Source organism: Rhodococcus sp. OS5, from assembly GCF_056837585.1.
Genome location: NZ_CM166368.1, coordinates 3993245 through 4017383, shown reverse-complemented (window position 1 = coordinate 4017383; position 24139 = coordinate 3993245). Strand labels below are relative to the sequence as shown.

Below are 24139 nucleotides of genomic sequence, written 5' to 3'. Positions count from 1 at the left end.
CGGGGCAGTCGTTCGTGTGCGCCGCGGCGGCCGACGGGCGAATTCGTTCACGACGGGGGAGTCATTAGGATCAAGTGGTGACCAGTGCAGCTCCAGAGAACCCCCAGACCCCCGCCGACGCCCTACCCAAGAGCTGGGACCCCAGCGCGGTAGAGGCCGATCTGTATCAAGGCTGGGTAGACGCCGGGTACTTCCAGGCCGACGCGACCAGCGACAAGCCCGGCTACTCCATCGTGCTGCCGCCCCCGAACGTCACCGGCAGCCTGCACATGGGCCATGCCCTGGATCACACCCTCATGGACGTGCTCAGCCGTCGCAAGCGGATGCAGGGCTACGAGGTGCTGTGGCTGCCAGGCATGGACCACGCCGGTATCGCCACGCAGTCCGTCGTCGAGAAGCAACTCGCTGCCGACGGAAAGACCAAGGAAGATTTCGGCCGCGAGCTGTTCATCGACAAGGTCTGGGACTGGAAGCGCGAATCCGGTGGAACCATCGGTGGCCAGATGCGGCGCATCGGTGACGGCGTCGACTGGAGTCGTGATCGTTTCACGATGGACGAGGGCCTCTCCCGCGCCGTCCAGACCGTCTTCAAGCGCATGTTCGACGAGGGCCTGATCTACCGCGCCGAGCGTCTCGTGAACTGGTCGCCGGTGCTGCAGACCGCGATCTCCGACATCGAGGTGAAGTTCGAGGACGTCGAGGGTGAGCTGGTTTCCCTGCGCTACGGCTCGCTCGACGACAACGAGCCGCACGTCATCGTCGCGACCACTCGCGTCGAGACGATGCTCGGTGACACCGCAGTAGCGGTCCATCCCGAGGACGAGCGCTACAAGCACCTCATCGGCACCACTCTCGATCATCCGTTCACCGGGCGTCAGATCCCGATCATCGCCGACGACTACGTCGACCCCGAGTTCGGAACCGGCGCTGTGAAGATCACGCCGGCTCACGATCCCAACGACTTCGAGATGGGCCTGCGGCACAACCTGCCGATGCCCACAATCATGGACAAGACCGGCAAGATTGCCGACACCGGAACCGAATTCGACGGAATGGACCGCTTCGAGGCTCGCGTCAAGGTTCGCGAAGCTCTCGCCGAGCAGGGACGCGTCGTCGCCGAGAAGCGCCCGTACCTGCACAGCGTCGGGCACTCCGAGCGCAGTGGCGAGGCCATCGAGCCTCGTCTCTCGTTGCAGTGGTGGGTCAAGGTCGAGACGCTCGCCAAGGCTGCGGGTGACGCGGTTCGCAACGGGGACACCGTCATTCACCCGGCGAGCCAGGAGCCACGCTGGTTCGACTGGGTCGACAACATGCATGACTGGTGCATTTCCCGTCAGCTCTGGTGGGGTCACCGCATTCCGGTCTGGTACGGCCCCGAGGGTGAAGTTGCGTGCTTCGGTCCTGACGAAACGGCGCCGGAAGGCTGGGTCCAGGATCCCGACGTCCTCGATACCTGGTTCTCCTCCGGACTGTGGCCCTTCTCGACGATGGGCTGGCCGGACAACACGCCCGAACTCGAAAAGTTCTATCCCACCAGCGTTCTCGTCACCGGCTACGACATCCTGTTCTTCTGGGTCGCCCGCATGATGATGTTCGGCACCTACGTGTCCGAGGACGAGTCGATCACCGCCGGTCCGGGTAAGTCCGGCGCGCAGATGCCGTTCAAGGACGTGTTCCTGCACGGACTGGTCCGCGATCAGTACGGCAAGAAGATGTCGAAGTCTCGCGGCAACGGTATCGACCCACTCGACTGGGTCGATCGTTTCGGCGCCGACGCCCTGCGATTCACACTTGCACGCGGCGCCAACCCGGGCAGCGACCTGTCCGTCGGTGAGGATTCGGCGCAGTCCTCGCGCAACTTCGCGACCAAGTTGTTCAACGCGACCAAGTTCGCTCTGATGAACGGCGCTGCTCCCGCGCCGCTGCCCGCTCGAAGCGAACTGACCGACGCCGATCGTTGGATCCTCGACCGTCTCGACACGGTCCAGGCCGAGGCGGACGCCGCATTCGATCGCTACGAGTTCAGCAAGGCGTGCGAAGGCCTGTTCCACTTCGCGTGGGACGAGGTCTGTGACTGGTACCTCGAACTCGCCAAGGTGCAGTTCGCCGCCGACGAGGCCGTCGCCGCGAACACCCGCGCCGTGCTCGGCAACGTTCTCGATGCACTGCTCCGCCTCCTGCACCCGGTCATTCCGTTCGTGACCGAAACCCTGTGGAAGGTGCTCACCGGCGGCGAGTCCGTGGTCGTCGCCGAATGGCCCGTGTTGTCCGGTGAGGCAGTCGACGCCCAGGCCGCAACCAGGATCGAAGACACGCAGAAGCTGATCACCGAGGTGCGACGATTCCGAAACGATCAGGGACTCAAGCCTTCCCAGAAGGTCCCGGCTCGTGCGTCCGGGCTATCGGAGGCCGGCATGGACGGCCAGTTCGCCTACGTGGCGGCGCTGGCCAAGCTGACCGAACCCGAAGAGGGATTCACCGCGTCGATCTCCGTCGAGGTGCGCCTGAGCCAGGGCACCGTCACTGTCGACATCGACACCTCGGGCACCATCGACCTCGGCGCGGAGAAGAAGCGGCTCGAAAAGGACCTCGCGGCAGCGCAGAAGGAGCTCGTCACCGCTGACAACAAGCTGGCGAACGAGGCCTTCCTGGCGAAGGCGCCCGACGCCGTCGTCGACAAGATCAAGACACGTCGCCAGATCGCCGTCGAAGAGATCGAGCGCATCACGGGACGTCTGAAGGAGTTGGCCGACAAGTGAGTTCGTACGAGCCGTCCCAATTCGACGCTCAGAGTTCGGTTCCGACTCCGGTCGACATCGCCGAACTGGCGCTGGTGGAAGCAGAACTCGACAAGCGTTGGCCCGAGACCAAGATCGAGCCGTCACTGACTCGCATCGAGGCGCTCATGGATGTCCTGGGCTCGCCTCAGCACAACTATCCGTCGGTGCACGTCACGGGAACCAACGGTAAGACGTCGGTGACGCGCATGATCGATTCGTTGATGACGGCTCTGCATCGTCGCACCGGGCGAACCACCAGCCCTCATCTGCAGATCGCGACCGAGCGGATCAGCATCGACGGTCATCCGATCTCGCCGCGGCTCTACGTGGACACGTTCCGCGAGATCGAGCCGTACGTGCAGATGATCGACGCACAGTCGGAGGAAGCCGGGGGACCGGCGATGAGCAAGTTCGAAGTGCTCACCGCCATGGCCTATGCGGCCTTCGCGGAGGCGCCGGTCGACGTCGCCGTGGTCGAGGTCGGCCTCGGCGGACGCTGGGACGCCACCAACGTGATCGACGGGCAGGTTGCGGTGATCACCCCGATCAGCCTCGATCACGCCGAGTACCTGGGCACCGACCTGGCCGGGATCGCGGAGGAGAAGGCCGGGATCATCAAGAAGGGCCGCGAGGACCTGGTTCCGGTGGACACCGTCGCGATCATCGCCGAGCAGACTCCCGAAGTCATGGAGGTATTGCTGCGGCGTGCTGTCGAGGTGGAGGCCGCGGTCGCTCGTGAAGGCTCGGAGTTCAAGGTGCTTGCTCGCCAGATCGCGGTGGGCGGACAGCAGCTCGAACTTCAAGGCTTGAGCGGTGTGTACACCGACATCTTCCTCCCCCTTCACGGTGAGCATCAGGCGCGCAACGCCGCGCTCGCGCTCGCTGCCGTAGAAGCGTTCTTCGGTGCCGGTCCGGATCGACAACTGGATCAGGATGCAATCCGCAACGGGTTCGCCTCGGTCGTCAATCCCGGTCGCCTCGAACGTGTTCGGAGTGCGCCGACGGTCTTTCTCGACGCCGCCCACAATCCAGACGGTGCTCGCGCTCTCGCGGCCGCACTGTCCGCCGAGTTCGACTTCCGCAAGCTCGTGGGAGTGGTCAGCGTCATGGCGGACAAGGACGTCGACGCCATCTTGACTGCATTCGAATCCGTCTTCGACGAGATCGTCGTCACCCACAACGGGTCACCCCGGGCGATGGACGTCGAAGAACTGGCGAACATCGCCGTCGCGAAGTTCGGCGACGAGCGCGTCGTCGTTGCGCCGGTGCTTGCCGACGCCTTGGAAGTCGCGATCGAAATCGCCGAGCAGGTCGCCGAACCCGGTGAGGCCGTATCAGGGGCGGGTGTGGTGGTGACGGGATCCGTCGTGACCGCAGGCGCCGCCCGCACGCTGTTCGGAAAGGACCCCGCGTGAGTACCCCGTCAGATGCCAATCCCGAGTCCGGAGACCACGAGCCCGGAGACACTGCCGGCGAGTTCGGGCCGCCGACCAAGGACCCGTGGAAAAGCTTCCGCGGAGTGATGGCCGGAACCCTGATCCTCGAGGCGATCGTCGTGCTGCTGGCTTTGCCGGTTGTCGCGGTCGTCGGCGGAGGCCTCACCGCGGCCTCCGCGGGATTCATCATCGGGTTGGCGGTACTGATGATTCTGGGTGCGGGCATCCAGGGCAAGCCGTGGGCGATGGGGTTCAACGTCGCGCTGCAGGTGATTCTTCTGTTCGGTTTCTTCGTCCACCCGTCGATCGCCGGTGTGGCGATCACCTTCGGGATCGTCTGGGGATACCTCGTCTACCTGCAGAGAGACATCAAGCGCCGGATGGACAAGGGCCTGCTTCCCGGTCAGCGGGACTGACCATTTAGGCTGTCCGCTGTGACTGAGCGCACCCTCGTACTTATCAAGCCCGACGCCGTTGCCCGTGGATACGTAGGAGAAATCCTCAGCCGTATCGAGCGCAAAGGCCTGACAATTGCAGCACTCGACCTCCGCGTAGCTTCCGAAGAGGTGGCTGGTAGCCACTACGCAGAACACGCCGAGCGTCCGTTCTACCCGAGCTTGTTGGAGTTCATCACCTCCGGTCCGCTGGTGGCCGCAGTGCTCGAAGGCCCCCGAGCCATCGCTGCTTTCCGTCAGTTGGCCGGCGGAACCGACCCGGTCGACAAGGCTCTTCCGGGTACGATCCGCGGCGACTTCGGACTCGAAGCGCAGCAGAACCTCGTTCACGGCAGCGACTCCGTGGAGTCGGCAGAGCGTGAAATCGCTCTGTGGTTCCCCGCGCTGTCGTCCATCTGAATCTCCGATCGGGCCTCTGGCCCACATGAACGGGCCTTCGGCCCACATCTCCACAGCGAATTCTCGGCACGTATCCCACATCGGTGCGCCCTTTGCAGTTGCAGGCGCGTTGGTGTGGGATACTGCTTTCAGTTGAACCGCAATTTGTTTTACGCACGTTCAACCGGATGACACCTAGGTTCGATGCCCTTTCATCGCTGCTCCAGGTCAACAGGAAATCCCTGGACCTCTGCACGCTGGATGATCAGGCGCTCGCGCACAGGACAACGGCCATCCAGCCAGGCACTTCATGTGCTCGCAGTGAATAACGGGCATTGCGGACCATGCGGAGCGAGACCTTACAATCTCGTACTCACTTCTGAGTGCGAGTACACACAGCACGCTCCCGCGTGGCCGCGTGACAACTCGACTTCTGGGTTGGACGCGCCCGGGGGCTGAGGAGACTTACGTGGCCGATCAATCCCCAACCGAATCAGATTCCAGCACCACCCCGGAATTTCCCGACAAGATGCGCGTACACGCGCTGGCGAAGTTGCTCGGCGTCACCAGCAAGCAGGTCCTTGCCGAAGCCGCAGCGCTCGGTACCGAATTGCGCAGCGCGCAGTCGAGTCTCCACCGTGACGTCGCTCAGCGGATTCATGCCTCGTTGACTTCCGCGGCCGAGGCCATCGAGCCCGTCGTCGCCGAGCTCGACACCCTCATCGACCCGGTTGTCGAGGCGCCGGTTGCCGAGGAGCCTGCTGCAGAAGCTCCCGTGGAGGCTGCTCCTGTTGCAGAGGCTCCGGCCGAGAAGCCTGTCAGGGCTCGTCGCACTCGCAAAAAGGTCGTCGTCGAAGAACCTGCAGCAGAAGAAACAGTGGATCCGGCTGTCGCCGAGATCAGCGCTGGACTCGACGCCGCAGCTGCGCTGCAGAGCAAGGAAGCCGAGCAGTCCGATCTGTTCACTTCCTTCGAGGCACCGCAGACCCATCAGCCCGAGGTGGCTCCCGCCGCGCCGCAGGTCCCGCTGTTCCTGCAGCCGGATCTCGAAGCCGCCGAGGTAGCTCCGCGTCGCCGTCGCGCACGCCGCGAGCCTGCTGCACCGGCGGTCGTCGAAGAGAAGCAGACAACCGCGGAAGCCGAAACCGTCGTTCCCGAGGCAGCGCCGGTTGCAGTTCCTGCCGTCGAAGAGCCGGCTGTGACCGCACCGCAAACCGAGGGCGAGAGCGCCGAGTCCGAGGACGAGGACGACGATCAGCCGCGTCGCCGTCGTCGTGGACGCCGTGGACGTGGACGTGGTCGCGGTGAACAGGGTGGCGAGCAGGGTTCGGACGAAGAGTCGGATACCGCTACCGAATCGGAGCAGGAATCTGCCCCTGCGGCAGTCGAGAAGCAAACCGACGACGCTGCCGGCGAAGAATCCGGTGATAAGTCCGAGTCCACCGCTGATGCGGATTCCGAGAATGCCGACGATTCCGATCTCGATGCCGACGGATCGAGCCGCCGTCGCCGCCGTCGTCGTCGTCGCAAGACCGGCACCGACGGCGCCACCGACGCGACTGCGACGTCCGAGGACGATCCGCCGAACACCGTCGTTCACGAGCGCGAGCCGCGCAACAAGACCCGCGTCAAGGACGAGGTCCAGGGCATCAGTGGTTCGACACGTCTGGAAGCGAAGCGTCAGCGTCGCCGCGACGGTCGTGACGCCGGCCGACGTCGCCCACCGATCCTGACCGAGTCGGAGTTCCTCGCGCGTCGTGAGGCCGTCGATCGCGTCATGGTCGTGCGCGATCGGGCAGACAGCGGTCAGCCGCATGCGACTACACAGGTAGCAGTCCTCGAAGACGGAGTGCTGGTCGAGCACTTCGTCACCAACTCGGCGTCCGCGTCGATGGTCGGCAACGTGTACCTCGGACGTGTCCAGAACGTGCTCCCCAGCATGGAAGCTGCGTTCATCGACATCGGACGTGGCCGCAACGGTGTTCTCTACGCCGGTGAGGTCAACTGGGAGGCTGCCGGTCTCGGTGGCAACTCGCGCAAGATCGAGCAGGCTCTCAAGCCTGGCGATCAGGTGCTCGTTCAGGTCAGCAAGGATCCGGTCGGCCACAAAGGTGCTCGACTGACCACACAGATTTCGCTTGCCGGTCGTTTCCTCGTCTACGTGCCCGGTGGTACGTCCACGGGTATCAGCCGCAAGCTTCCGGACACCGAGCGCAAGCGTCTCAAGGAAATCTTGCGCGACATCGTTCCCGCCGACGCCGGCGTGATCATTCGCACGGCGTCCGAGGGCGTCAGCGAAGAAGAGTTGGCGCGCGACGTGACTCGTCTGCAGGCTCAGTGGGCCGGCATCGAGGAGCAGGCCGCGGCTGCGGACACCGGTAAGTCCGGCAACCCGCAGGCGCTGTACGAAGAGCCTGACATGCTGGTCAAGGTCATTCGCGATCTGTTCAACGAGGACTTCTCCAAGCTGGTCATCGAGGGCGAGAAGGCGCACACGACGGTCGAGAACTACATCAACTCCGTTGCGCCCGACCTGCTTCCGCGGCTCGAGAAGTACACGCCGAACAACGGTATCGACGTCTTCGCGGCTCGCCGTATCGACGAGCAGTTGGCCAAGGCACTCGATCGCAAGGTGTGGCTGCCGTCCGGCGGCACCCTGGTGATCGACCGCACCGAGGCCATGACCGTCGTCGACGTCAACACCGGCAAGTTCACCGGAGCCGGCGGAAACCTCGAAGAGACCGTCACCCGTAACAACCTCGAAGCGGCCGAGGAGATCGTTCGCCAGATGCGCCTGCGGGACATCGGCGGAATGATCGTCGTCGACTTCATCGACATGGTTCTCGAATCGAACCGGGACCTGGTCCTGCGTCGGCTCACCGAATGCCTGGGTCGCGATCGCACGCGCCATCAGGTGTCGGAGGTCACGTCACTCGGGCTCGTGCAGATGACGCGCAAGAAGTTGGGCACCGGATTGGTCGAGGCCTTCTCGACCACCTGTGAGCACTGCCACGGCCGCGGCATCATCGTCCATTCCGAGCCCGTCGAGGTGAAGTCCTCGGACGACGGAGGATCGCGTTCGGGCTCGCAGCGCAGTGATTCCGGTACCTCGCGCAAGAACAAGCGTGGCCGCGGAGACAAGTCGGCTTCGACCGAGTCCAACGGACAGGAAGCTCCGGCGCCGGAGGTTCCGGCCGTCGACGCGACGGTCAAGCGGGCTCATCCGGTGGCATTGGCGATGGCCTCGCATCACCACGACGACGACGAGACCGTCGCGGCTGACTCGACCGAGTCTGATTCCGCCGGTGTGTCTTCGGGGGACGATGCATCCAAAAGTGCCGATCGGCAACAAGATCGGCCGATCGATACTCCTGCTGCTGCTGAGCGCCATGACGTTCCTGTTGTGGACTCTGCTGCGGAAGAAGTATCCGCAGTGGACAACGAGTCGGCCGCAGCTTCGACCGAAGCAGCTCCGCGCGGTCGTCGGCGTAGTCGCCGGGCGTCGCGGGCAGCGTCGGCACCTGTTGCCGAGGCAGCTCCCGAGGTGGGCACGGTCTTCGTGATTCCGACTCCGGAACCCGTGGTGGACGCGGTCGCGGAAAACGTTCCGGCTCCGGCCACCGAAGTTCCGGCTGAGGAAGAAGTTGTCGTCGTCAAGAGACCCCGTCGCAGGCGTGCAGCAGCACGTCCCGCAGGTCCTCCGGTAGACGGAGAGTAAGAACTACTGGCTTTCGGTCGGTTGGATGACTTCGCGATGAGCGAGGACATCCAACCGCTATCCGAAGTTTCAGCTGGTAGAAGCAGTACAGAGTAGTAAGCACCACCCCTCGGCGGGGCGGTTTGACCCTGACGGTTGCTTTCCCGTAACCTTGGAGGGTCGCCACCCGGCGGTAGAGATTCCGTGTGCCTAGAGTGCGCGTGAATGTCCCGGTACGTCAGTGCCGAGCCGAGGTGACATAAACCAGACCAGTCGCGATGCATTTGAAGCCTCAGGCAGCAGCGCGAGCAAGTTCGAAGAAGCAAGGGGTAGCCCTCCGATGGCAACGTACGCGATCGTCAAGACCGGCGGAAAGCAGTACAAGGTCGCTGTTGGTGACCTCGTCAAGGTCGAGAAGATCGAGGGTGAGCCCGGCACTGCTGTCTCGCTTGCTCCCGTTCTCGTGGTCGACGGATCTGACCTGACCACCGACGCGGCCAAGCTGGCCAAGGTCGCAGTCACCAGTGAGATCGTCGAGCACACCAAGGGCCCGAAGATCCGCATCCACAAGTTCAAGAACAAGACCGGTTACCACAAGCGTCAGGGCCACAGGCAGCCGATCACGGTGCTCAAGGTCACGGGCATCAAGTAACCAGTTCTTTCTAGCTAATTTCACCCGAGGAGGGTCAATAGCATGGCACATAAGAAGGGTGCATCCAGCTCCCGTAACGGTCGCGATTCAAACGCCCAGCGCCTCGGCGTGAAGCGCTTCGGCGGCCAGTCGGTCAGCGCAGGCGAAATCCTGGTTCGCCAGCGCGGCACGCACTTCCACCCCGGCGTCAACGTCGGCCGTGGCGGCGACGACACCCTGTTCGCTCTCGCTGCCGGCGCAGTCGAGTTCGGCCAGAAGCGTGGACGCAAGACCGTGAACATCGTTCCGGCCGTCGTTGCGGCTGAGGTCTAGTCTTTCTCGCTAGTTGTGCGTCATCGGTTCTACTTCGGTAAGCCGGTTCTGCTTTCGGTAAGAGAGTGACGCGTTCCAAGCTCCCGATAGGGGCGGACCAGGGTTGAAATAACCCGGTCCGCCCCTATCGTTTGTTTAAGCAGTACCCGTTTTGCCCCGAGCAACCCTGCTCACCAGAAGTTCAGCTCATCGCGTGAGACCCGCAATTGACTGAGGAAGGATCCGGCAGTCATGTCCCGATTCATTGACCGTGTTGTGCTGCACGTCAGCGCTGGAAAAGGCGGCAATGGTTGCGCCTCCGTACACCGCGAGAAGTTCAAACCGCTCGGCGGTCCGGACGGTGCCAACGGAGGTCGCGGTGGCGACGTCATCCTCGTGGTCGACGAGAACATCCACACCCTCCTCGACTTTCACTTCCATCCCAACGCGAAGGCGACCAACGGCAAGCAGGGCGCCGGCAGTAACCGCGAGGGTGCAAACGGTGAAGACCTCATCCTCAAGGTTCCGGATGGAACTGTGGTTCTCGATACCGACGGCAACGTGCTTGCCGACCTCGTGGGAGTCGGTTCACGCTTCGACGCCGCTCAGGGCGGCCGCGGCGGACTCGGCAACGCAGCACTCGCCTCGAAAGCCCGCAAAGCTCCCGGTTTCGCACTCCTCGGTGAGGACGGTGTCGAGCGTGACCTGGTTCTCGAACTCAAGTCGGTAGCCGACGTCGGTCTGCTCGGATTCCCCTCCGCCGGTAAGTCCTCGCTTGTGTCCGTTCTCTCTGCGGCCAAGCCGAAGATCGCCGACTACCCCTTCACAACTTTGGTCCCCAACCTCGGCGTCGTCTCGAGCGGCGACACCACTTTCACCGTCGCCGACGTGCCCGGGCTGATCCCCGGTGCCAGCGAAGGCCGCGGTTTGGGCCTGGACTTCCTGCGCCACATCGAACGCTGCGCCGTATTGGCGCACGTGATCGACTGCGCCACCCTCGATCCGGGACGTGACCCGATCTCCGACATCGACGCCTTGGAAGCAGAGCTGGCTGCGTACACGCCTGCGCTCTCCGGCGATTCGGGACTCGGTGACCTCGACAAGCGCCCGCGCGTCGTCATCCTCAACAAGACCGACGTTCCCGAGGCCGCCGAATTGGCCGAAATGGTCACGCCTGAGATCGAAGCTCGCGGATGGCCGGTCTTCACCATCTCGGCGGTGAGCCGAGAAGGATTGCGACCGTTGACATTCGCGCTGGCGAAGATGGTCCGCGACTACCGCGAAGCTCATCCGAAGCCCGAGCCGAAGCGCCAGGTCATTCGCCCGGTCAAGGTCAAGGATTCCAGCTTCACCATCGAGAAGGATCCCGATATTCCCGGTGGGTTCGTAGTCCGAGGCACCCGCCCGGAGCGGTGGATTCGTCAGACCGCCTTCGACAACGACGAGGCCGTTGGTTACCTCGCCGACCGTCTTGCTCGATTGGGCGTCGAGGACGCATTGGTCAAGAAGGGCGCTCAGCCAGGAGCTTCCGTCACCATCGGCGACGTCAGCTTCGAGTGGGAGCCGATGACGCCGGCCGGTATCGATCTGACCCGCACGGGCCGTGGAACCGACCCGCGTCTCGATCAGGTGGAGCGCATCGGCGCCGACGAGCGCAAGCACGCGCGTCGTGTCCGCCGCGGCTTGCTCGACGAAGACGCCTGACCCACGCGATTTCAGGACGAAAACCGAAGAGAGGGAACGGGACTGTGCTCGGGTCCACCAGGGAGTCGATAGCGTCGGCTCACAGTATCGTCGTGAAGATCGGGTCGTCTGCGCTCACCAGTCTGGTGGCGGGACTCGATACTCACCGACTCGATCTGTTGGCCGATGCCATCGAGGCTCGCATGCGTGCGGGTTCCGATGTCGTCGTCGTCTCGTCCGGTGCCGTCGGCGCCGGACTGGCGCCGCTGGGACTGACCAAGCGGCCTCGCGATCTCGCGACCAAGCAGGCTGCGGCCAGCGTCGGTCAGTTGGCTCTGGCTCACGCCTGGGGTACGTCGTTCGCCCGTTACGGCCGTACCGTCGGGCAGGTTCTACTCACGGCTGACGACATTGCTCGACGGACGCAGCACCGCAACGCCCAACGGACACTCGATCGTCTACGGGCATTGCACGCGGTGGCGATCGTGAACGAGAACGACACCGTTGCCACCACCGAACTTCGATTCGGTGACAACGATCGGCTGGCTGCTCTGGTTGCTCATCTGGTCGGCGCCGACGCGTTGATCCTGTTGTCGGATGTGGACGGACTGTACGACGGGGATCCCCGGAAGGGCGATGCCACACTGATTCCCGAGGTCAACAGTCCCGAGGATCTCGACGGTGTGGTTGCCGGTTCGGGTGGCGCCCTCGGTACCGGAGGCATGGCGTCGAAGCTCTCAGCAGCACGCCTGGCCGCTGATTCCGGCGTGCCGGTTCTGCTCGCGGCAGCATCGGACGCTGCGCAGGCACTCAGTGGTGCCGATGTCGGAACGGCATTTGCGCCGCGGCCGACTCGATTGTCGGCACGCCGATTCTGGGTTCGTCACGCCGCTGACACATCGGGTGACCTCCACCTCGACGAAGGCGCCGTCCGCGCGGTCGTGTCCAAGCGTCGAAGCCTTCTGTCCGCTGGCATCGTCGGTGTATCCGGTGACTTCCACGCCGGCGACGTAGTGTCCCTGATGGGGCCGGGGGAGAAGCCCGTCGCCCGGGGTGTCGTTGCGTTCGACGCTGCGGAGATCGAGGAGATCCTGGGGCGCTCTACCACCGATCTGCCGGCCGACATGCAGCGTCCTGTGGTTCACGCGGACGACTTGGTGGCGCTGTAGCTTTCGTGCTCAACGAGGGCGGAAAGTGCTTCAGCGCAACCGACTTCGAGCTTGAGGTCGGCGAATTCGTCGCCGCGAGTCGTGCCTCGATTGACGATGGCGATCGGCTTCCCGGTCTTGGCGGCATGCCGGACGAAACGTAGGCCGGACATCACGGTCAACGACGACCCGGCTACCAACAGTGCGTCGGATTGGTCGACAAGGCTGTATGCACGGGCGACGCGTTCCTTGGGGACGGATTCGCCGAAGTAGACGATGTCCGGTTTGAGTAAGCCACCGCACACGGCGCAATCCACGACGCGAAAGTGTGCGGTGGATTCGATCACGGCATCTGCGTCGGGTGCGATTTCGACTCCTGTTGCAGCAGCGACTGTTTCGGCGAATCCGGGATTGGCTTCTTCCAGCCTCTCCGCGAGAGTGGTGCGGGAGATCAGCCGCTGGCAGCTCAGGCATCGAACCTGCGCGTAGGTGCCGTGGAGGTCGATGACGTTTCGCGCGCCGGCCTTGGTGTGCAGGAGGTCGACGTTCTGGGTGATCACGCCGACGGCTCGCCCTGTTCGTTCCAGTGCCGCGACGGCCCGGTGGCCCTGGTTGGGGCGGGAGCTGTCCATGTATCGCCAGCCGATGTGGTTGCGCGCCCAGTAGTGCCGCCGAAACGCCGGATCGCCGATGAACTGTTGGAACGTCATCGGATTGCGCGGGGGTGAATCAGGTCCGCGGTAGTCCGGGATTCCGGAGTCGGTGGAGATGCCGGCGCCCGTCAGAACTGCCAGGCGACGGCCGGCCAGGAGCTCGGGGAGGGCGTCGAGGCGGCTGTTGTCGGTAGGCACCGTTCCAGGATAGGCGCGTGTGCGAGACGGAGGCGCGGAGGAAGTCCGAAATGTTCAATAGAACACGTGTGCGATCGCCAATACTCGTACACATGAACACAGTGAACCCGATCCCTGCTGGTTACCGCACGATCACTCCCTACCTTGCGGTGCCGGACGGCCATGCCGCACTCGACTACTACAAACGAGCACTTGGAGCTGAGATAGTCGATGCGATGAACGCACCTGACGGCTCCCTCATGCATGCGGAGATCCGGATCGGCGATTCGATGCTGCAGCTTTCGCAGGAGATGCCGGACTTCGGTCTCAAATCACCGCAGGACGGCTGGGTGCATTCGTCGATCGTCGTCTACACCGAGGACACGGACGAGTTTGTCGCTCGGGCAGTCGCCGAGGGAGGCACGCTGGTCACGGCTGTGGCCGATACATTTTCGGGCGACCGGCATGGAGTGTTTCTCGATCCGTTCGGCCACAGGTGGGCAGTATGCACGAAGGTCGAGGATGTACCTGCCGAAGAGGTCGCTCGCCGGGCGCGGGCGCTTTTCTTTCCGGAGACGCAGTCGTCACAGTAATTTGTGGCAACCGTCGTCCGAGCATTCGAGCTTCGGCGGCGTGCTCAGTATCCGGCTACGGGGTCCACGAGGGCAGCCAGCGCCTCACCCTTCGCGAAGCGGGTCACGTTCTTGGAGACGTGATCCGCGAACGCGGCGGGGCGAACGCCTGGCGGATTGGAATCGTGGGGTGTGATGATCGCATTCGTCAGATCCCACAGTGGGTGACCGTCCGGGAGGGGTTCGGGATCGGTGACGTCGAGACCGGCGCCGCCGATCTGTTCCGACTCGATGGCCTCGACCAGTGCGTCGGTGTCGACCAGTGATCCGCGCGCGACATTGATCACCCAGGAATGGGGTTGCATCGCCGCCAACTGCGCACGGCCCACGAGGTGACGGGTGGCCGGGGTGGCGGGCGCAGCAATCACGAAGTGATCTGCGCGAGAATAGATTTCATCCATTCTGGATGCGGGGTACGTGGAGATCGCCCCGGGGACCGGGCTACCGGAACGATTGACTGCGATGCTGTCCGCCCCCTGCGCGGCCAGCATCGGAATCAGCGCGCGGCCGATACCGCCCGCGCCGATGATCGCAACCGTCGAGCCACGAAGGGTGCCGATCTTGGGAAAGAACTCGAACTGACGCCACGTTCGAGCCTCGATGTGTGCAGGCAAGTGGCGAACTCCGGCCAAGAGAAGCATGAGTGCATGCTCGGCCACCGACGCCGAAAATGCACCGGCCGCCGAGGTCCACGTGATTTCTGTGTCCTTCGGAATCACACCGGAGTCGAACCAATCCTCGATTCCCGCCGACGGAAGCTGCACCCACCTGACAGACGCCGGTAACTCCGACGGAAAGGTCTCGGGTGAGCCCGCCCAGATCAGGGCGTCCGCAGTGTCGATCGGACTGATCAGACCGCCGCCCCGAAGCACCGCGCTGTCGAGCAGTGCATCGGGGACGGGGCCGATCGCTACGCGTGGAGAGGTGTCAGTCGCCATGACTAGACGCTACGCGGGGACCTCCACCAGTGGGTAGACACCGTTCTCGTCGTGCACCTCACGCCCGGTGACCGGCGGATTGAACACGCACAGCATGCGCATCTGCGTGTCCGGTTCGACGCGGTGACGCTCGTGGCCGTTGAGCAGGTACATCGACCCCGGTGCGAGATCGTATTCCTTGTTGTTGTCGAGGTCGATCAGCTTGCCGGTGCCCTCGACGAGCCAGACAGCCTCGACGTGGTTGGCGTAATGGAACTCGTTGACCGAACCCGCCTTGATGGTGGTCTCGTGGAACGAGAACCCGACGCGGTCGCCGCCGAGGACGATGCGCTTGCTGCGCCAGTTTCCGTCCTCACTCGTGATGTCGCGGTCGGTGTCGGTGATCTCGGTGGTGGTGCGAACGATCATGGGAGAGTCCTTCCTCTAGCTGCAGACCTTGAGTGTCGCCTCGGCCAGGATGGAGAGGCCGTGCTCGAGCTCGTCGTCGGTAATCGTCAGTGCGGGAAGCAGTTTCACAACCTGGTCGGAGGGTCCGGAGGTCTCGGCGAGCAATCCCTCGTCGAATGCCAACTGGCAGACCTTGCCGGCGCGCTCGGGCTGTTCGAAGACGAGGCCCTGAACCAAGCCACGCCCGCGGTGCGAGACCTCGCCGGGGAACTGATCGGAGAGGTTGGCGAAGCATTCGCTGATGCGTGCGCCCTTCTTCAACGTCGTCTTGGTGAGTGCGTCGTCGGACCAGTAGTGGTCGAGTGCCACCTTGGAGGTGACGAACGCCGGGTTGTTGCCGCGGAAGGTGCCGTTGTGCTCGCCCGGTCCCCAGACGTCGAGTTCACGCTTGAACAGCGTGAGCGCCATCGGCATTCCGTAGCCGCTGATCGACTTGGACAACGTGACGATGTCGGGAACGATTCCGGCCTCTTCGAAGGAGAAGAACGGGCCGGTACGGCCGCAACCCATCTGGACGTCGTCGACGATCAACAGGATTCCGCGATCCGAGCACAGTGTTGCCAGCGCCCGAAGCCATTCGGGGCGAGCGACATTGACGCCACCTTCACCCTGCACGGTTTCGACGATCACTGCCGCGGGGCGGTTGATTCCACTGCCGGAATCATCGAGAACGCGGGAGAACCACTGGAAGTCCTCGGTGACGCCGTCGAAGTAGTTGTCGAAGGGCATCGGTGTCGTGTGCACGAGGGGGACACCGGCGCCCGCGCGCTTCATCGAGTTGCCGGTCACGGAGAGTGCACCAAGTGTCATTCCGTGAAATGCGTTGGTGAAGTTGATGACTGCCGAACGTCCGGTGACCTTGCGGGCCAGCTTCAGTGCAGCCTCGACGGTGTTCGATCCGGTCGGGCCGGGGAACTGGACCTTGTAGTCCAGGCCGCGCGGCTCGAGGATGTTGCGCTGAAAGGTCTCGAGGAATTCGCGTTTGGCGACTGTCGACATGTCAAGGCCGTGCGTGATGCCGTCGCTCATGATGTAGTCGACCAGTGCGGACTTGAGCACCGGGTTGTTGTGGCCGTAGTTGAGGGCGCCGGCACCGGCGAAGAAATCGAGGTAGTCGCGTCCGTTCTCGTCACGAATCCAGGATCCGGATGCGCTGGTGAACACTGCGGGCCAGTCACGGCAGTAGCTGCGAACCTCGGACTCGAGGGTTTCGAAAATGCTTGCTTCGTTGATATTCATATCTTCTTTGTTCCTCCGGGGCATGCTGTATGCCGAGCGCGAAGTGCGCTAGGCGCCGATCGTGTAAAGATCTTCGGCTTCGTGTCCATCGGGAAAATCGTTGGGCGAGAACAAGGTCTGCCTGGTTATCGGTACTTCGCGTCGACGTGCGAGCGCGGTGAAGAGTGCGATCGAAGCCTCGTTGTCGGGGCTGATCGTGGTCTCCAGATGTGTAACACCCAGTGGGGCAGTGCGATCCATCAAGTCGGACAGCATGCGGGCAGCAATTGCCTTGCCGCGCTGGTCTTCGTCGACCGCAACTTGCCACACGAACAGGGTTTCCTGCGCGCTGGGACGGGTATAACCGGAAACGAATCCGACTACGCGGCCGTCTACCTCCGCGACGATGGACGTCGCGCTGAAATCCCTGCACCACAACAGGTATGCATAACTCGAATTGAGGTCGAGCACCTTCGAATCACGTGCGATCTCCCAGAGCCGGACTCCGTCATCGATCTGTGGGCTTCTGAACAACACCGCGTCCGGCGCGGTGGTCGGGATAGCTCTCGTATCAACAGGCTTCATCGGTCATCTGAACGTAACAATCATTGCTGTCGAAGTCATGCAGATGTCCGTTTCGGGCCGTGTGGAACCCGTTGCGCCCCAGGTGAGGACATGAATGTGATGGTGCTCACATTATGTAACTTTTGCCGTTGTCGGAGCGACTATTTCGGGCAAAAACTCGCTATTTCGGGCTTGCGAGCGCCAACGGAAGTACAGAGTGAGCACCAGCCTGTCGAAGTGCGCGCGCGGCCATCGTGAAAGTCCAACCGGTATCGGCGATTGCGTCGACAAGAAGTATCGGTCCCTGGTGGATGCTCATGTCCGGGACTTCCCAAACATCGACCAGTCCGGACACGCGGTAGGCGGAGTTCGCTGCCGACACCGGAGGGTGGTCGGGGCGCAAGCGAAGAGTGCCCAGGTCGGTCAATCGCCCGACCTCGGCCAACTTGGCAGCCAGGCTCGACACCAACAAAGGATGCGTTGTGGATTCGAGGGCCATGACACCGGTGGGTCGCTCGGCCCAATTCCAGGCGGCCAGAACGCTGATACACGCGCTGACCACCGCATCGGGTACCTCGGCGTCGGGACCGTCGAAAAGCGCGCGGAGACGTTGACCCCAGCCCAGGTCCGACATCCGTCCGAGAATGCGCCCGGTTTCGGGCCCCTCGGTGATCTTCCCGGACAGCTTGACGCCCAGCTTGCTCAGGCCGGTCGGCCACATCTTGCGCGGCTCCAGGTCGAATCCGGGGCGCTGCAAGCGCGCCCGAGTCTCGTCGAGGGCGGCGGTGTCGACAGTGGTGTCGTAGCGATTGCCTGTGCAGTTGTCACAGCGACCGCACTGTGAGTTCTCTGAGGTCAGACCAGGATCGTCGAGTTGTTCACGCAGGAAGGTCATTCGACACGTCGTGATGCTCTGGTACTCGACCATTGCGGCCTGCTCGGCCTGGCGGGCGTCGTCGAGTCGGCCGTAGCGCTCGGCGTCGTACACCCAGGGTTCGCCGGTGCTGATCCACCCGCCCTTGACGCGTTTGACCGCGCCGTCGACGTCGAGGACTTTGAGGACCATCTCGAGACGCGTGCGATTGAGCTCCACCAGAGGTTCGAGTGCCGGTGTCGACGTGGCCTTTTCGGTGTCGAGGTGTTCGATGACGCTGCGGACCAGGTGCTCGCGGGGGAAGGCGACCGAGGCGAAGTAACTCCAGATCTGCTTGTCCTCGGCGCCAGGCAGGAGGATCACGTCTGCCCTGTCGGTGGAACGACCGGCGCGGCCCACCTGCTGGTAGTACGAGATCGGCGACGACGGTGCGCCGAGGTGGACGACGAACCCGAGATCAGGCTTGTCGAAGCCCATCCCGAGTGCCGAGGTGGCCACCAGAGCCTTGACGCGATTACCCAACAAGTCCTGCTCGAGAGATTCACGTTCAGTGGGATCGGTCTGGCCCGTGTAGGCGGCGACGGTATGGCCGCGCTCGGAGAGCAGGCTTGCGAGGTCGCGCGCGGCCGAAACCGTCAGCGTGTAGATGATGCCCGAACCCGGCAGCGTCTCGAGCATGTCGGCAAGCCAGGCAGCGCGCGCCGTCGCCTCCGGAATGTGGACTACAGAGAGGTGAAGCGACTCGCGTTCGAGCCCGCCGCGAAGGACGAGGGTTTCCTCACCGCCGACGCCGAGTTGGGCGGACACGTCCTCGACGACGCGGTTGTTGGCCGTCGCCGTGGTTGCGAGGACGGGAATGCCCTCGCCGAGTTCGGCGATCAAGGTCCTGATGCGGCGGTAGTCGGGACGGAAGTCGTGGCCCCAGTCGGAAACGCAGTGAGCCTCGTCGACTACGACCAGGCCGGCATCAGCTGCCAGGGCCGGGAGCACCTGATCGCGGAAGTCAGGGTTGTTCAGGCGCTCGGGGCTGACCAGAAGGACGTCGAGATCATTGGCTGCGACGCGGGCATGGATGTCGTCCCATTCGGTGACGTTGCCCGAATTGATGGTTGCGGCGCGCACTCCGGCACGTTCGGCAGAACTGACCTGGTTTCGCATCAGGGCCAACAACGGAGAGACGATGACGGTGGGGCCGTGGCCCGTTGCCCGGAGCAGCTTCGCCGAGATGAAGTAGACCGCAGATTTGCCCCAGCCGGTCCGCTGTACGACGAGCGCGCGTTTGCGCTGCACCACCAGCGCCTCGATGGCCGTCCACTGGTCCTCGCGTAGGCGGGCATCCGGCCCCGCGAGTTCGCGGAGCAGCCGCTCGGCTTCGTCGCGCATGGCTGGGGCAGTGGCGGTGGTCATGGACCCCATGGTGCACGACCCTGCCGACACGTGCGGGCTTCAGGCCTTGGCAACAGGTTCCTGCAGTTCGGTGACCCAGCCGTCGACATCCTCCGGGCACGCCAGCGTCACCTCACGGCTGGGGCCGGCATTGCGGTATCCCGCTGCGTCGATCCATTGGGCCAACGCCTGATAAGCGGGCAGGCAGTTGTCCATCGAACCCTTGTGCAGCAGCGAGGCCACGTGCTCTTCGGCCCGCAGGTCCACCACAGCGAACTCGTAGTCGCCATCGGGATTCGCGTCTACCGGTAGCGCCGCATGGACGACGACGTTCTCGTCGTCACCGGCATCCTCGTAGTAAGCGACAGCGGGTCCGATCGCGGCGATACCGGCACGATCCAAACCGGTACAAAGGCGCTCGTACAACCCGCGAACCACCGGGCCGATCGACGACGGATCCATCGTCTTGGCGGTACCGGTCAACTCCGCGACCCGCAGCGCCGGAACTGACTTGATCACAACCTCGTATGCGGACATCTGTCCCTCACTTTCGATGATCCGTAGGCGCGCCTGTACATGCGCCAGTCGCGCGGTGTCTTCCTGGATTCGGGTTTCGAGTTCTGCTCGGCGAAGCGTGAGCATCCCGCGGATCTCGTCGACGGTGACCGCCGACTCCACCACTTGCTGGACCTGGGCCAGAGTCAGGCCCAACTCCTTGAGAGCGACGATGCGGTTGAGCAGCGCCAACTGGCCCGCGGTGTACGAGCGATACCCGGTGGATGCGTCGACCCTCGCGGGTCTGAGCAGACCGATGGCGTCGTAGTGGCGGAGCATGCGCACCGACACACGACCTGCTCTCGCGAAGTCTCCGATGCTCAACATCCTTGCTCGCCCCGTTTCTCTCTCACAAACCCGATACCTACAGGTTTACGACCTCACACGGTGTCAGAGTCAAGCTGTCGGTTCAGGACTTTTTCGATCGCAGCGCGAGTGGGTGACGACACCGACGCGCCGCGGACCGTCGTCGCCAGACTTCCCGCCGTGGCAGCGAACTGCAGGGCGCGGTCCTGGCCCTGCACCCACTCCACGGCGAAGGCGCCGGTGAAAGCATCGCCTGCGCCAGTTGTATCCACGGGTGTCACGGCCGGGGAGTCGGCGTGGATTGTCTCCTCGCCCGACCGGAGATCCGCGCCGCCGGCCCCGAGCGTCGTGACGAGGTATCGGACGCGACCGGTGACCGCGGCCAACTGCTCCGACTCGGTCTGGTTGACGATCAGGATGTCGACAGACTCGATCAGGGCGCCCGGAAGGTCTTGTACCGGTGAAGGATTGAGGATGACAGTTGTTCCGTTGGCACGCGCGTGCCGGGCCGCTGTGGTGACCGTGTCGAGGGGTATTTCGAGTTGGCACAGGAGAACGTCGGCGTGTGCGATCGCGTCGAGGTCTACTTCGGACAACGAGGTGACCGAGGAATTGGCGCCCGGGACGACGATGATGTTGTTCTCCGCGTCCTCGCTCACGGTGATGGCGGCAACGCCGCTCGGGCCGTCGACACTACGAAGCAACGCGGTGTCGACCCCGGCGTCTTGCAGGGTCTCGCGCAATTGGGTGCCGAAACCGTCGTCGCCGACCGCGCCGACGAACGACACGTCCCCACCGGCCTTCGCGGCGGCGATGGCCTGGTTGCTGCCTTTGCCTCCCGCCGCGGTGGCAAAGGCAGTGCCGAGCAGCGTTTCTCCCGGAGTTGGGAATCTGGACACTGACGTGGTCAGATCCATGTTGATACTGCCGACGACGACGATTCGAGGCGTGCTCATACCTCGAGGTTATCGGCCTTCATTCTCTTTCGACGAACCTTGCGGATGATCCGACGTGCTTCCTCGTCGGTGGCGACGGAGGGCGGAGAGCCGTCGAGTGGCTTGCGTGCGGTCTCGGGGATCATCAGGACTGCGATACCGCCGATCACGGCGGCGATCATCATGTACATCGGTGCGACCAAGTTGCTGCCCGTTGCACTTTCGAGGGCGGTGAGCACCAGGGGAGTGGTCCCGCCGAAGATGGAGACCGCGAGGTTGTATCCGATTGCCAAGCCGCCGTACCTGATTCCGGTCGGAAACAGTGCGGGAAGCACGGACGGGAACACACCGACGAACAGCAGGAGCAAGCCGCCGAGAATTGCGAGTCCCAGGAAGACCGTCACGTAGTTGCCGACGCCGATCAGAAGGTAGGCAGGCAGGGACAGGACGAAGAATCCGATGAAACCGCTGAGCAGCAAGGGTTTACGCCCGACGCGGTCCGAGAACTTTCCGACGTAGCTGATTCCCATCATCATCACGATCATGACGATGATCATCAGAACGAGTCCGTGGGATTCGTCGTAACCCAACGTGTTGGTCAGATACGTCGGCATGTAGCTGAGCAGTCCGTAGTGAGCGATGTTGTACGTGGCCACCAGGACGATGCACAGAACAAGCGGACGCCAGTTGTCGACGAGAGTTTCGCGTAGTTTCTTGCCTGTGGATTCATCTGCGAGGGAGCGCTCTTCGGCCTGCTCCATCATCTGGAATGCGGGGGTTTCCTCCAAACGCAGACGGAGGTACAGGCCGATGAGACCCAGAGGTCCGGCAATGAGGAAGGGGATGCGCCAGCCCCACTGGAGTAGGTCCTCGGCACTGACGACGGTCTGGATGATCGTCACGATGCCCGCTGCCGCCACATATCCTGCCAGAGTCCCGAATTCGAGGAAGCTGGCGAAGAAACCGCGGCGCTTGTCCGGTGCGTATTCGGCGACGAACGTACTGGCTCCGCCGTATTCGCCGCCGGTGGAAAAGCCCTGCAGTAGGCGTAGGAGTACCAGCAGGATCGGGGCGGCGATACCGATGGATTCGTAGCTCGGGATGAGGCCGATGGCGAAGGTGCTGCCCGCCATCAGAATGATGGTGGTGGCCAGGACTTTCTTGCGTCCGATGCGGTCACCGAGTGGACCGAAGAACAATCCGCCGAGTGGGCGGACGATGAAGGCTGCCGCAAAAATTGCAAAGGTAGAGAGGAGTTGAGCGCTGCCGCTCGCGTCCGGGAAGAACACTTTTCCTATAGTGGTAGCTAGATATGCGTAAACGCCGAAATCGAACCACTCCATGGCATTTCCGAGCATCGTTGCCTTGACAGCGCGCTTGACGGACGCATTGTCGGTGACGCAGACATCGGGTGATTCGGCCACTTCGAGAGCGCTTATCGAGTTCTCTGGTGTAGTCATGACATGCGCTCCCCAGCGCAATCATCGAACCGAGCGGGGCACGTACCTGATGCACGCATCTTTTCGTTGCCCACTCGCCGATGAGCCGGTCGGGAAATCGAGCGTCCGCGTGCCCTGTGGCTCGTTGCGACCCCCGTCGCACGGCTCTGGCCCGCGGCAGTGTCCGGAGCCCACAGGGCTCCGGACTACCGGCAAGTAAGACGCTTACGCTATCAAAGTTGTGCGCGGGAGCCGATTTTCGGGCTAGAAGGCGCGGGCGTACTGCGACGGGATATGCGGTCCTACCTCGGCGTTCAGTTCACGGGCCGCCCGGCGCGCCCAGTAGGGATCACGCAACAGTTCGCGGCCGAGGAGCACCGCCACTGCGCTTCCGTCTTCGACGATCTTCTCGGCCTGTTCGGGTTCGGTGATGAGGCCGACGGCGGCGGCCGGTAGCAGGCTCTCGTTCTGCAGGCGACGGGCGAACGGAACCTGGTATCCCGGCTCCACCGGAATCTTGGCCGCCGGTGAATTACCGCCGGTGGACACGTCGACGAGATCGACGCCGTAGTCGGAGAGGATGTTGGCGAGGGCAACGGTCTGATCCGCGGTCCAGCTGTCGACGTCGAGCCCACGTTCTTCCGTGAGCCAATCGGTCGCCGAGACCCGGACGAAGAGCGGTAGCTCGGCCGGCCACACCTCGCGGACTGCGCTCAGGATTTCGAGGAGCAATCGGATGCGGTTCTCGAAGCTGCCTCCGTAGCGGTCCGTTCGCTTGTTGCTCTCGGGGGAGAGGAACTGATGAATCAGGTATCCGTGGGCCGCGTGAATTTCCACGACCTTGAATTCGGCCTTCAATGCGCGGGTAGCCGCCGCTGCGAAGTCCGCGACGACCTTCTCGATGCCTTCCGTGGTGAGCTCGACCGGATCGGCAAGGTGACCGAACGGAACCGCGCTCGGGGCAACCGTCTGCCACGAGAGTCGGTCGTCGGCGGGCAGACTCTTGCCGCCGCGCCACGGAACCTGCGTCGACGCTTTGCGTCCGGCGTGGGCCAGCTGAATTCCGGGCACTGCGCCGAAGTACGCGAGTTGCGCGTTGATCTCGGCGAAGGCTTGCGCCTGCGTGTCGTTCCAGATCCCCAGATCAGCTACCGATATGCGGCCTTCGGGATTGACGGCCGTCGCCTCGGTGAGAATCAGGCCGGTGCCGCCGATTGCACGGCTCACCAGATGCGTGCGATGCCACTCGTTGGGCACTCCGACCTGGTCGCCGATGACGTCAGCGGAGTACTGGCACATCGGTGCCATCCAGACGCGGTTCGGGATGGTGACGCCGCGCAGGGTCAAAGGCTCGAACAACACACTCACGGATGGCTCCTGACTCGAAGAAGAAGGTCGGTGGGTGCAACAGTGTCGCGCGCCGGAATTGTTCCCCGGCGGTCCGCCGAAATGTTCGCAGGCGGTCCGCCGGAATGGTCCCGGGTGGTCACAGCCT

General features: G+C 63.6%; 20 protein-coding genes. 10 read left to right on the top strand and 10 right to left on the bottom strand.

The window, feature by feature from the left end:
- The first annotated feature begins 77 nt into the window (after positions 1 to 77).
- The 9 genes from ACVZUB_RS18720 to proB all read left to right on the top strand — a co-directional run bounded on the left by ACVZUB_RS18720 (position 78) and on the right by proB (position 12541).
- The gene (locus ACVZUB_RS18720) at positions 78 to 2759 is read left to right on the top strand and encodes a valine--tRNA ligase (protein ID WP_064074827.1); all 2682 of its coding nucleotides are present in this window, start codon (positions 78 to 80) and stop codon (positions 2757 to 2759) included.
- Positions 2756 to 4195, top strand: a complete 1440-nt coding sequence (folC, locus tag ACVZUB_RS18715; protein ID WP_030536635.1) for a bifunctional tetrahydrofolate synthase/dihydrofolate synthase — start codon at positions 2756 to 2758, stop codon at positions 4193 to 4195. The genes ACVZUB_RS18720 and folC overlap by 4 nt, the downstream gene beginning before the upstream one ends.
- Entirely contained in the window at positions 4192 to 4632 is a 441-nt protein-coding gene (locus tag ACVZUB_RS18710; RefSeq protein ID WP_003944448.1) for a DUF4233 domain-containing protein, read from the top strand. Before folC ends, ACVZUB_RS18710 begins: the two co-directional genes overlap by 4 nt.
- A gap of 18 nt (positions 4633 to 4650) precedes the next feature.
- Positions 4651 to 5070, top strand: a complete 420-nt coding sequence (ndk, locus tag ACVZUB_RS18705) for a nucleoside-diphosphate kinase (RefSeq protein WP_003944527.1) — start codon at positions 4651 to 4653, stop codon at positions 5068 to 5070.
- A 448-nt stretch (positions 5071 to 5518) separates the two neighbouring features.
- The gene (locus ACVZUB_RS18700; RefSeq protein WP_070161365.1) at positions 5519 to 8767 is read left to right on the top strand and encodes a translation initiation factor IF-2 N-terminal domain-containing protein; all 3249 of its coding nucleotides are present in this window, start codon (positions 5519 to 5521) and stop codon (positions 8765 to 8767) included.
- A 319-nt stretch (positions 8768 to 9086) separates the two neighbouring features.
- Entirely contained in the window at positions 9087 to 9398 is a 312-nt protein-coding gene (gene rplU / locus ACVZUB_RS18695) for a 50S ribosomal protein L21 (RefSeq protein ID WP_003944533.1), read from the top strand.
- Between the two features lie 42 nt (positions 9399 to 9440).
- A complete protein-coding gene (gene rpmA, locus ACVZUB_RS18690; protein ID WP_003944532.1) occupies positions 9441 to 9710 on the top strand; it encodes a 50S ribosomal protein L27 in 270 nt (89 codons plus the stop codon).
- 231 nt (positions 9711 to 9941) lie between these two features.
- Positions 9942 to 11393, top strand: coding sequence for a GTPase ObgE (obgE, locus tag ACVZUB_RS18685; protein ID WP_003944579.1), 1452 nt, complete (start codon positions 9942 to 9944; stop codon positions 11391 to 11393).
- Positions 11394 to 11437: 44 nt separating this feature from the next.
- Entirely contained in the window at positions 11438 to 12541 is a 1104-nt protein-coding gene (gene proB / locus ACVZUB_RS18680; protein ID WP_003944552.1) for a glutamate 5-kinase, read from the top strand.
- Here proB and ACVZUB_RS18675 read toward each other — a convergent pair.
- Positions 12514 to 13371 carry an NAD-dependent protein deacetylase gene (locus tag ACVZUB_RS18675; protein WP_042450219.1) on the bottom strand — a complete coding sequence of 286 codons (858 nt, stop codon included), beginning with the start codon at positions 13369 to 13371 and terminating at the stop codon, positions 12514 to 12516. The two genes, proB and ACVZUB_RS18675, sit on opposite strands and share 28 nt — an antisense overlap.
- Before the next feature lie 50 nt (positions 13372 to 13421).
- Here ACVZUB_RS18675 and ACVZUB_RS18670 point away from each other — a divergent pair, with 50 nt between their 5' ends.
- The gene (locus tag ACVZUB_RS18670) at positions 13422 to 13943 is read left to right on the top strand and encodes a VOC family protein (protein ID WP_081305478.1); all 522 of its coding nucleotides are present in this window, start codon (positions 13422 to 13424) and stop codon (positions 13941 to 13943) included.
- Positions 13944 to 13987: 44 nt separating this feature from the next.
- Here ACVZUB_RS18670 and ACVZUB_RS18665 read toward each other — a convergent pair whose 3' ends face one another.
- From ACVZUB_RS18665 to ACVZUB_RS18625, 9 genes are all read right to left on the bottom strand, one after another.
- Positions 13988 to 14920 carry a D-isomer specific 2-hydroxyacid dehydrogenase family protein gene (locus ACVZUB_RS18665; protein WP_007731007.1) on the bottom strand — a complete coding sequence of 311 codons (933 nt, stop codon included), beginning with the start codon at positions 14918 to 14920 and terminating at the stop codon, positions 13988 to 13990.
- Between the two features lie 9 nt (positions 14921 to 14929).
- A complete protein-coding gene (locus tag ACVZUB_RS18660; RefSeq protein WP_003944463.1) occupies positions 14930 to 15328 on the bottom strand; it encodes an ectoine synthase in 399 nt (132 codons plus the stop codon).
- Positions 15329 to 15343: 15 nt separating this feature from the next.
- Positions 15344 to 16606 (bottom strand): diaminobutyrate--2-oxoglutarate transaminase, encoded by a 1263-nt coding sequence (gene ectB, locus ACVZUB_RS18655; RefSeq protein ID WP_007731008.1) that lies wholly within the window; start codon positions 16604 to 16606, stop codon positions 15344 to 15346.
- 48 nt (positions 16607 to 16654) lie between these two features.
- Complete coding sequence (ectA, locus tag ACVZUB_RS18650) at positions 16655 to 17170, bottom strand: diaminobutyrate acetyltransferase (protein ID WP_003944572.1); 516 nt, start codon at positions 17168 to 17170, stop codon at positions 16655 to 16657.
- 160 nt (positions 17171 to 17330) lie between these two features.
- Positions 17331 to 19430, bottom strand: coding sequence for a RecQ family ATP-dependent DNA helicase (locus tag ACVZUB_RS18645; RefSeq protein ID WP_030536630.1), 2100 nt, complete (start codon positions 19428 to 19430; stop codon positions 17331 to 17333).
- 39 nt (positions 19431 to 19469) lie between these two features.
- Positions 19470 to 20291 (bottom strand): MerR family transcriptional regulator, encoded by an 822-nt coding sequence (locus tag ACVZUB_RS18640; protein WP_007731010.1) that lies wholly within the window; start codon positions 20289 to 20291, stop codon positions 19470 to 19472.
- A 53-nt stretch (positions 20292 to 20344) separates the two neighbouring features.
- Positions 20345 to 21226 carry a ribokinase gene (locus ACVZUB_RS18635; RefSeq protein ID WP_063316234.1) on the bottom strand — a complete coding sequence of 294 codons (882 nt, stop codon included), beginning with the start codon at positions 21224 to 21226 and terminating at the stop codon, positions 20345 to 20347.
- The gene (locus ACVZUB_RS18630) at positions 21223 to 22665 is read right to left on the bottom strand and encodes an MFS transporter (protein WP_003944479.1); all 1443 of its coding nucleotides are present in this window, start codon (positions 22663 to 22665) and stop codon (positions 21223 to 21225) included. Before ACVZUB_RS18630 ends, ACVZUB_RS18635 begins: the two co-directional genes overlap by 4 nt.
- Positions 22666 to 22908: 243 nt before the next feature.
- The gene (locus tag ACVZUB_RS18625) at positions 22909 to 24012 is read right to left on the bottom strand and encodes an NADH:flavin oxidoreductase/NADH oxidase (RefSeq protein ID WP_063316233.1); all 1104 of its coding nucleotides are present in this window, start codon (positions 24010 to 24012) and stop codon (positions 22909 to 22911) included.
- Between the last annotated feature and the right edge of the window lie 127 nt (positions 24013 to 24139).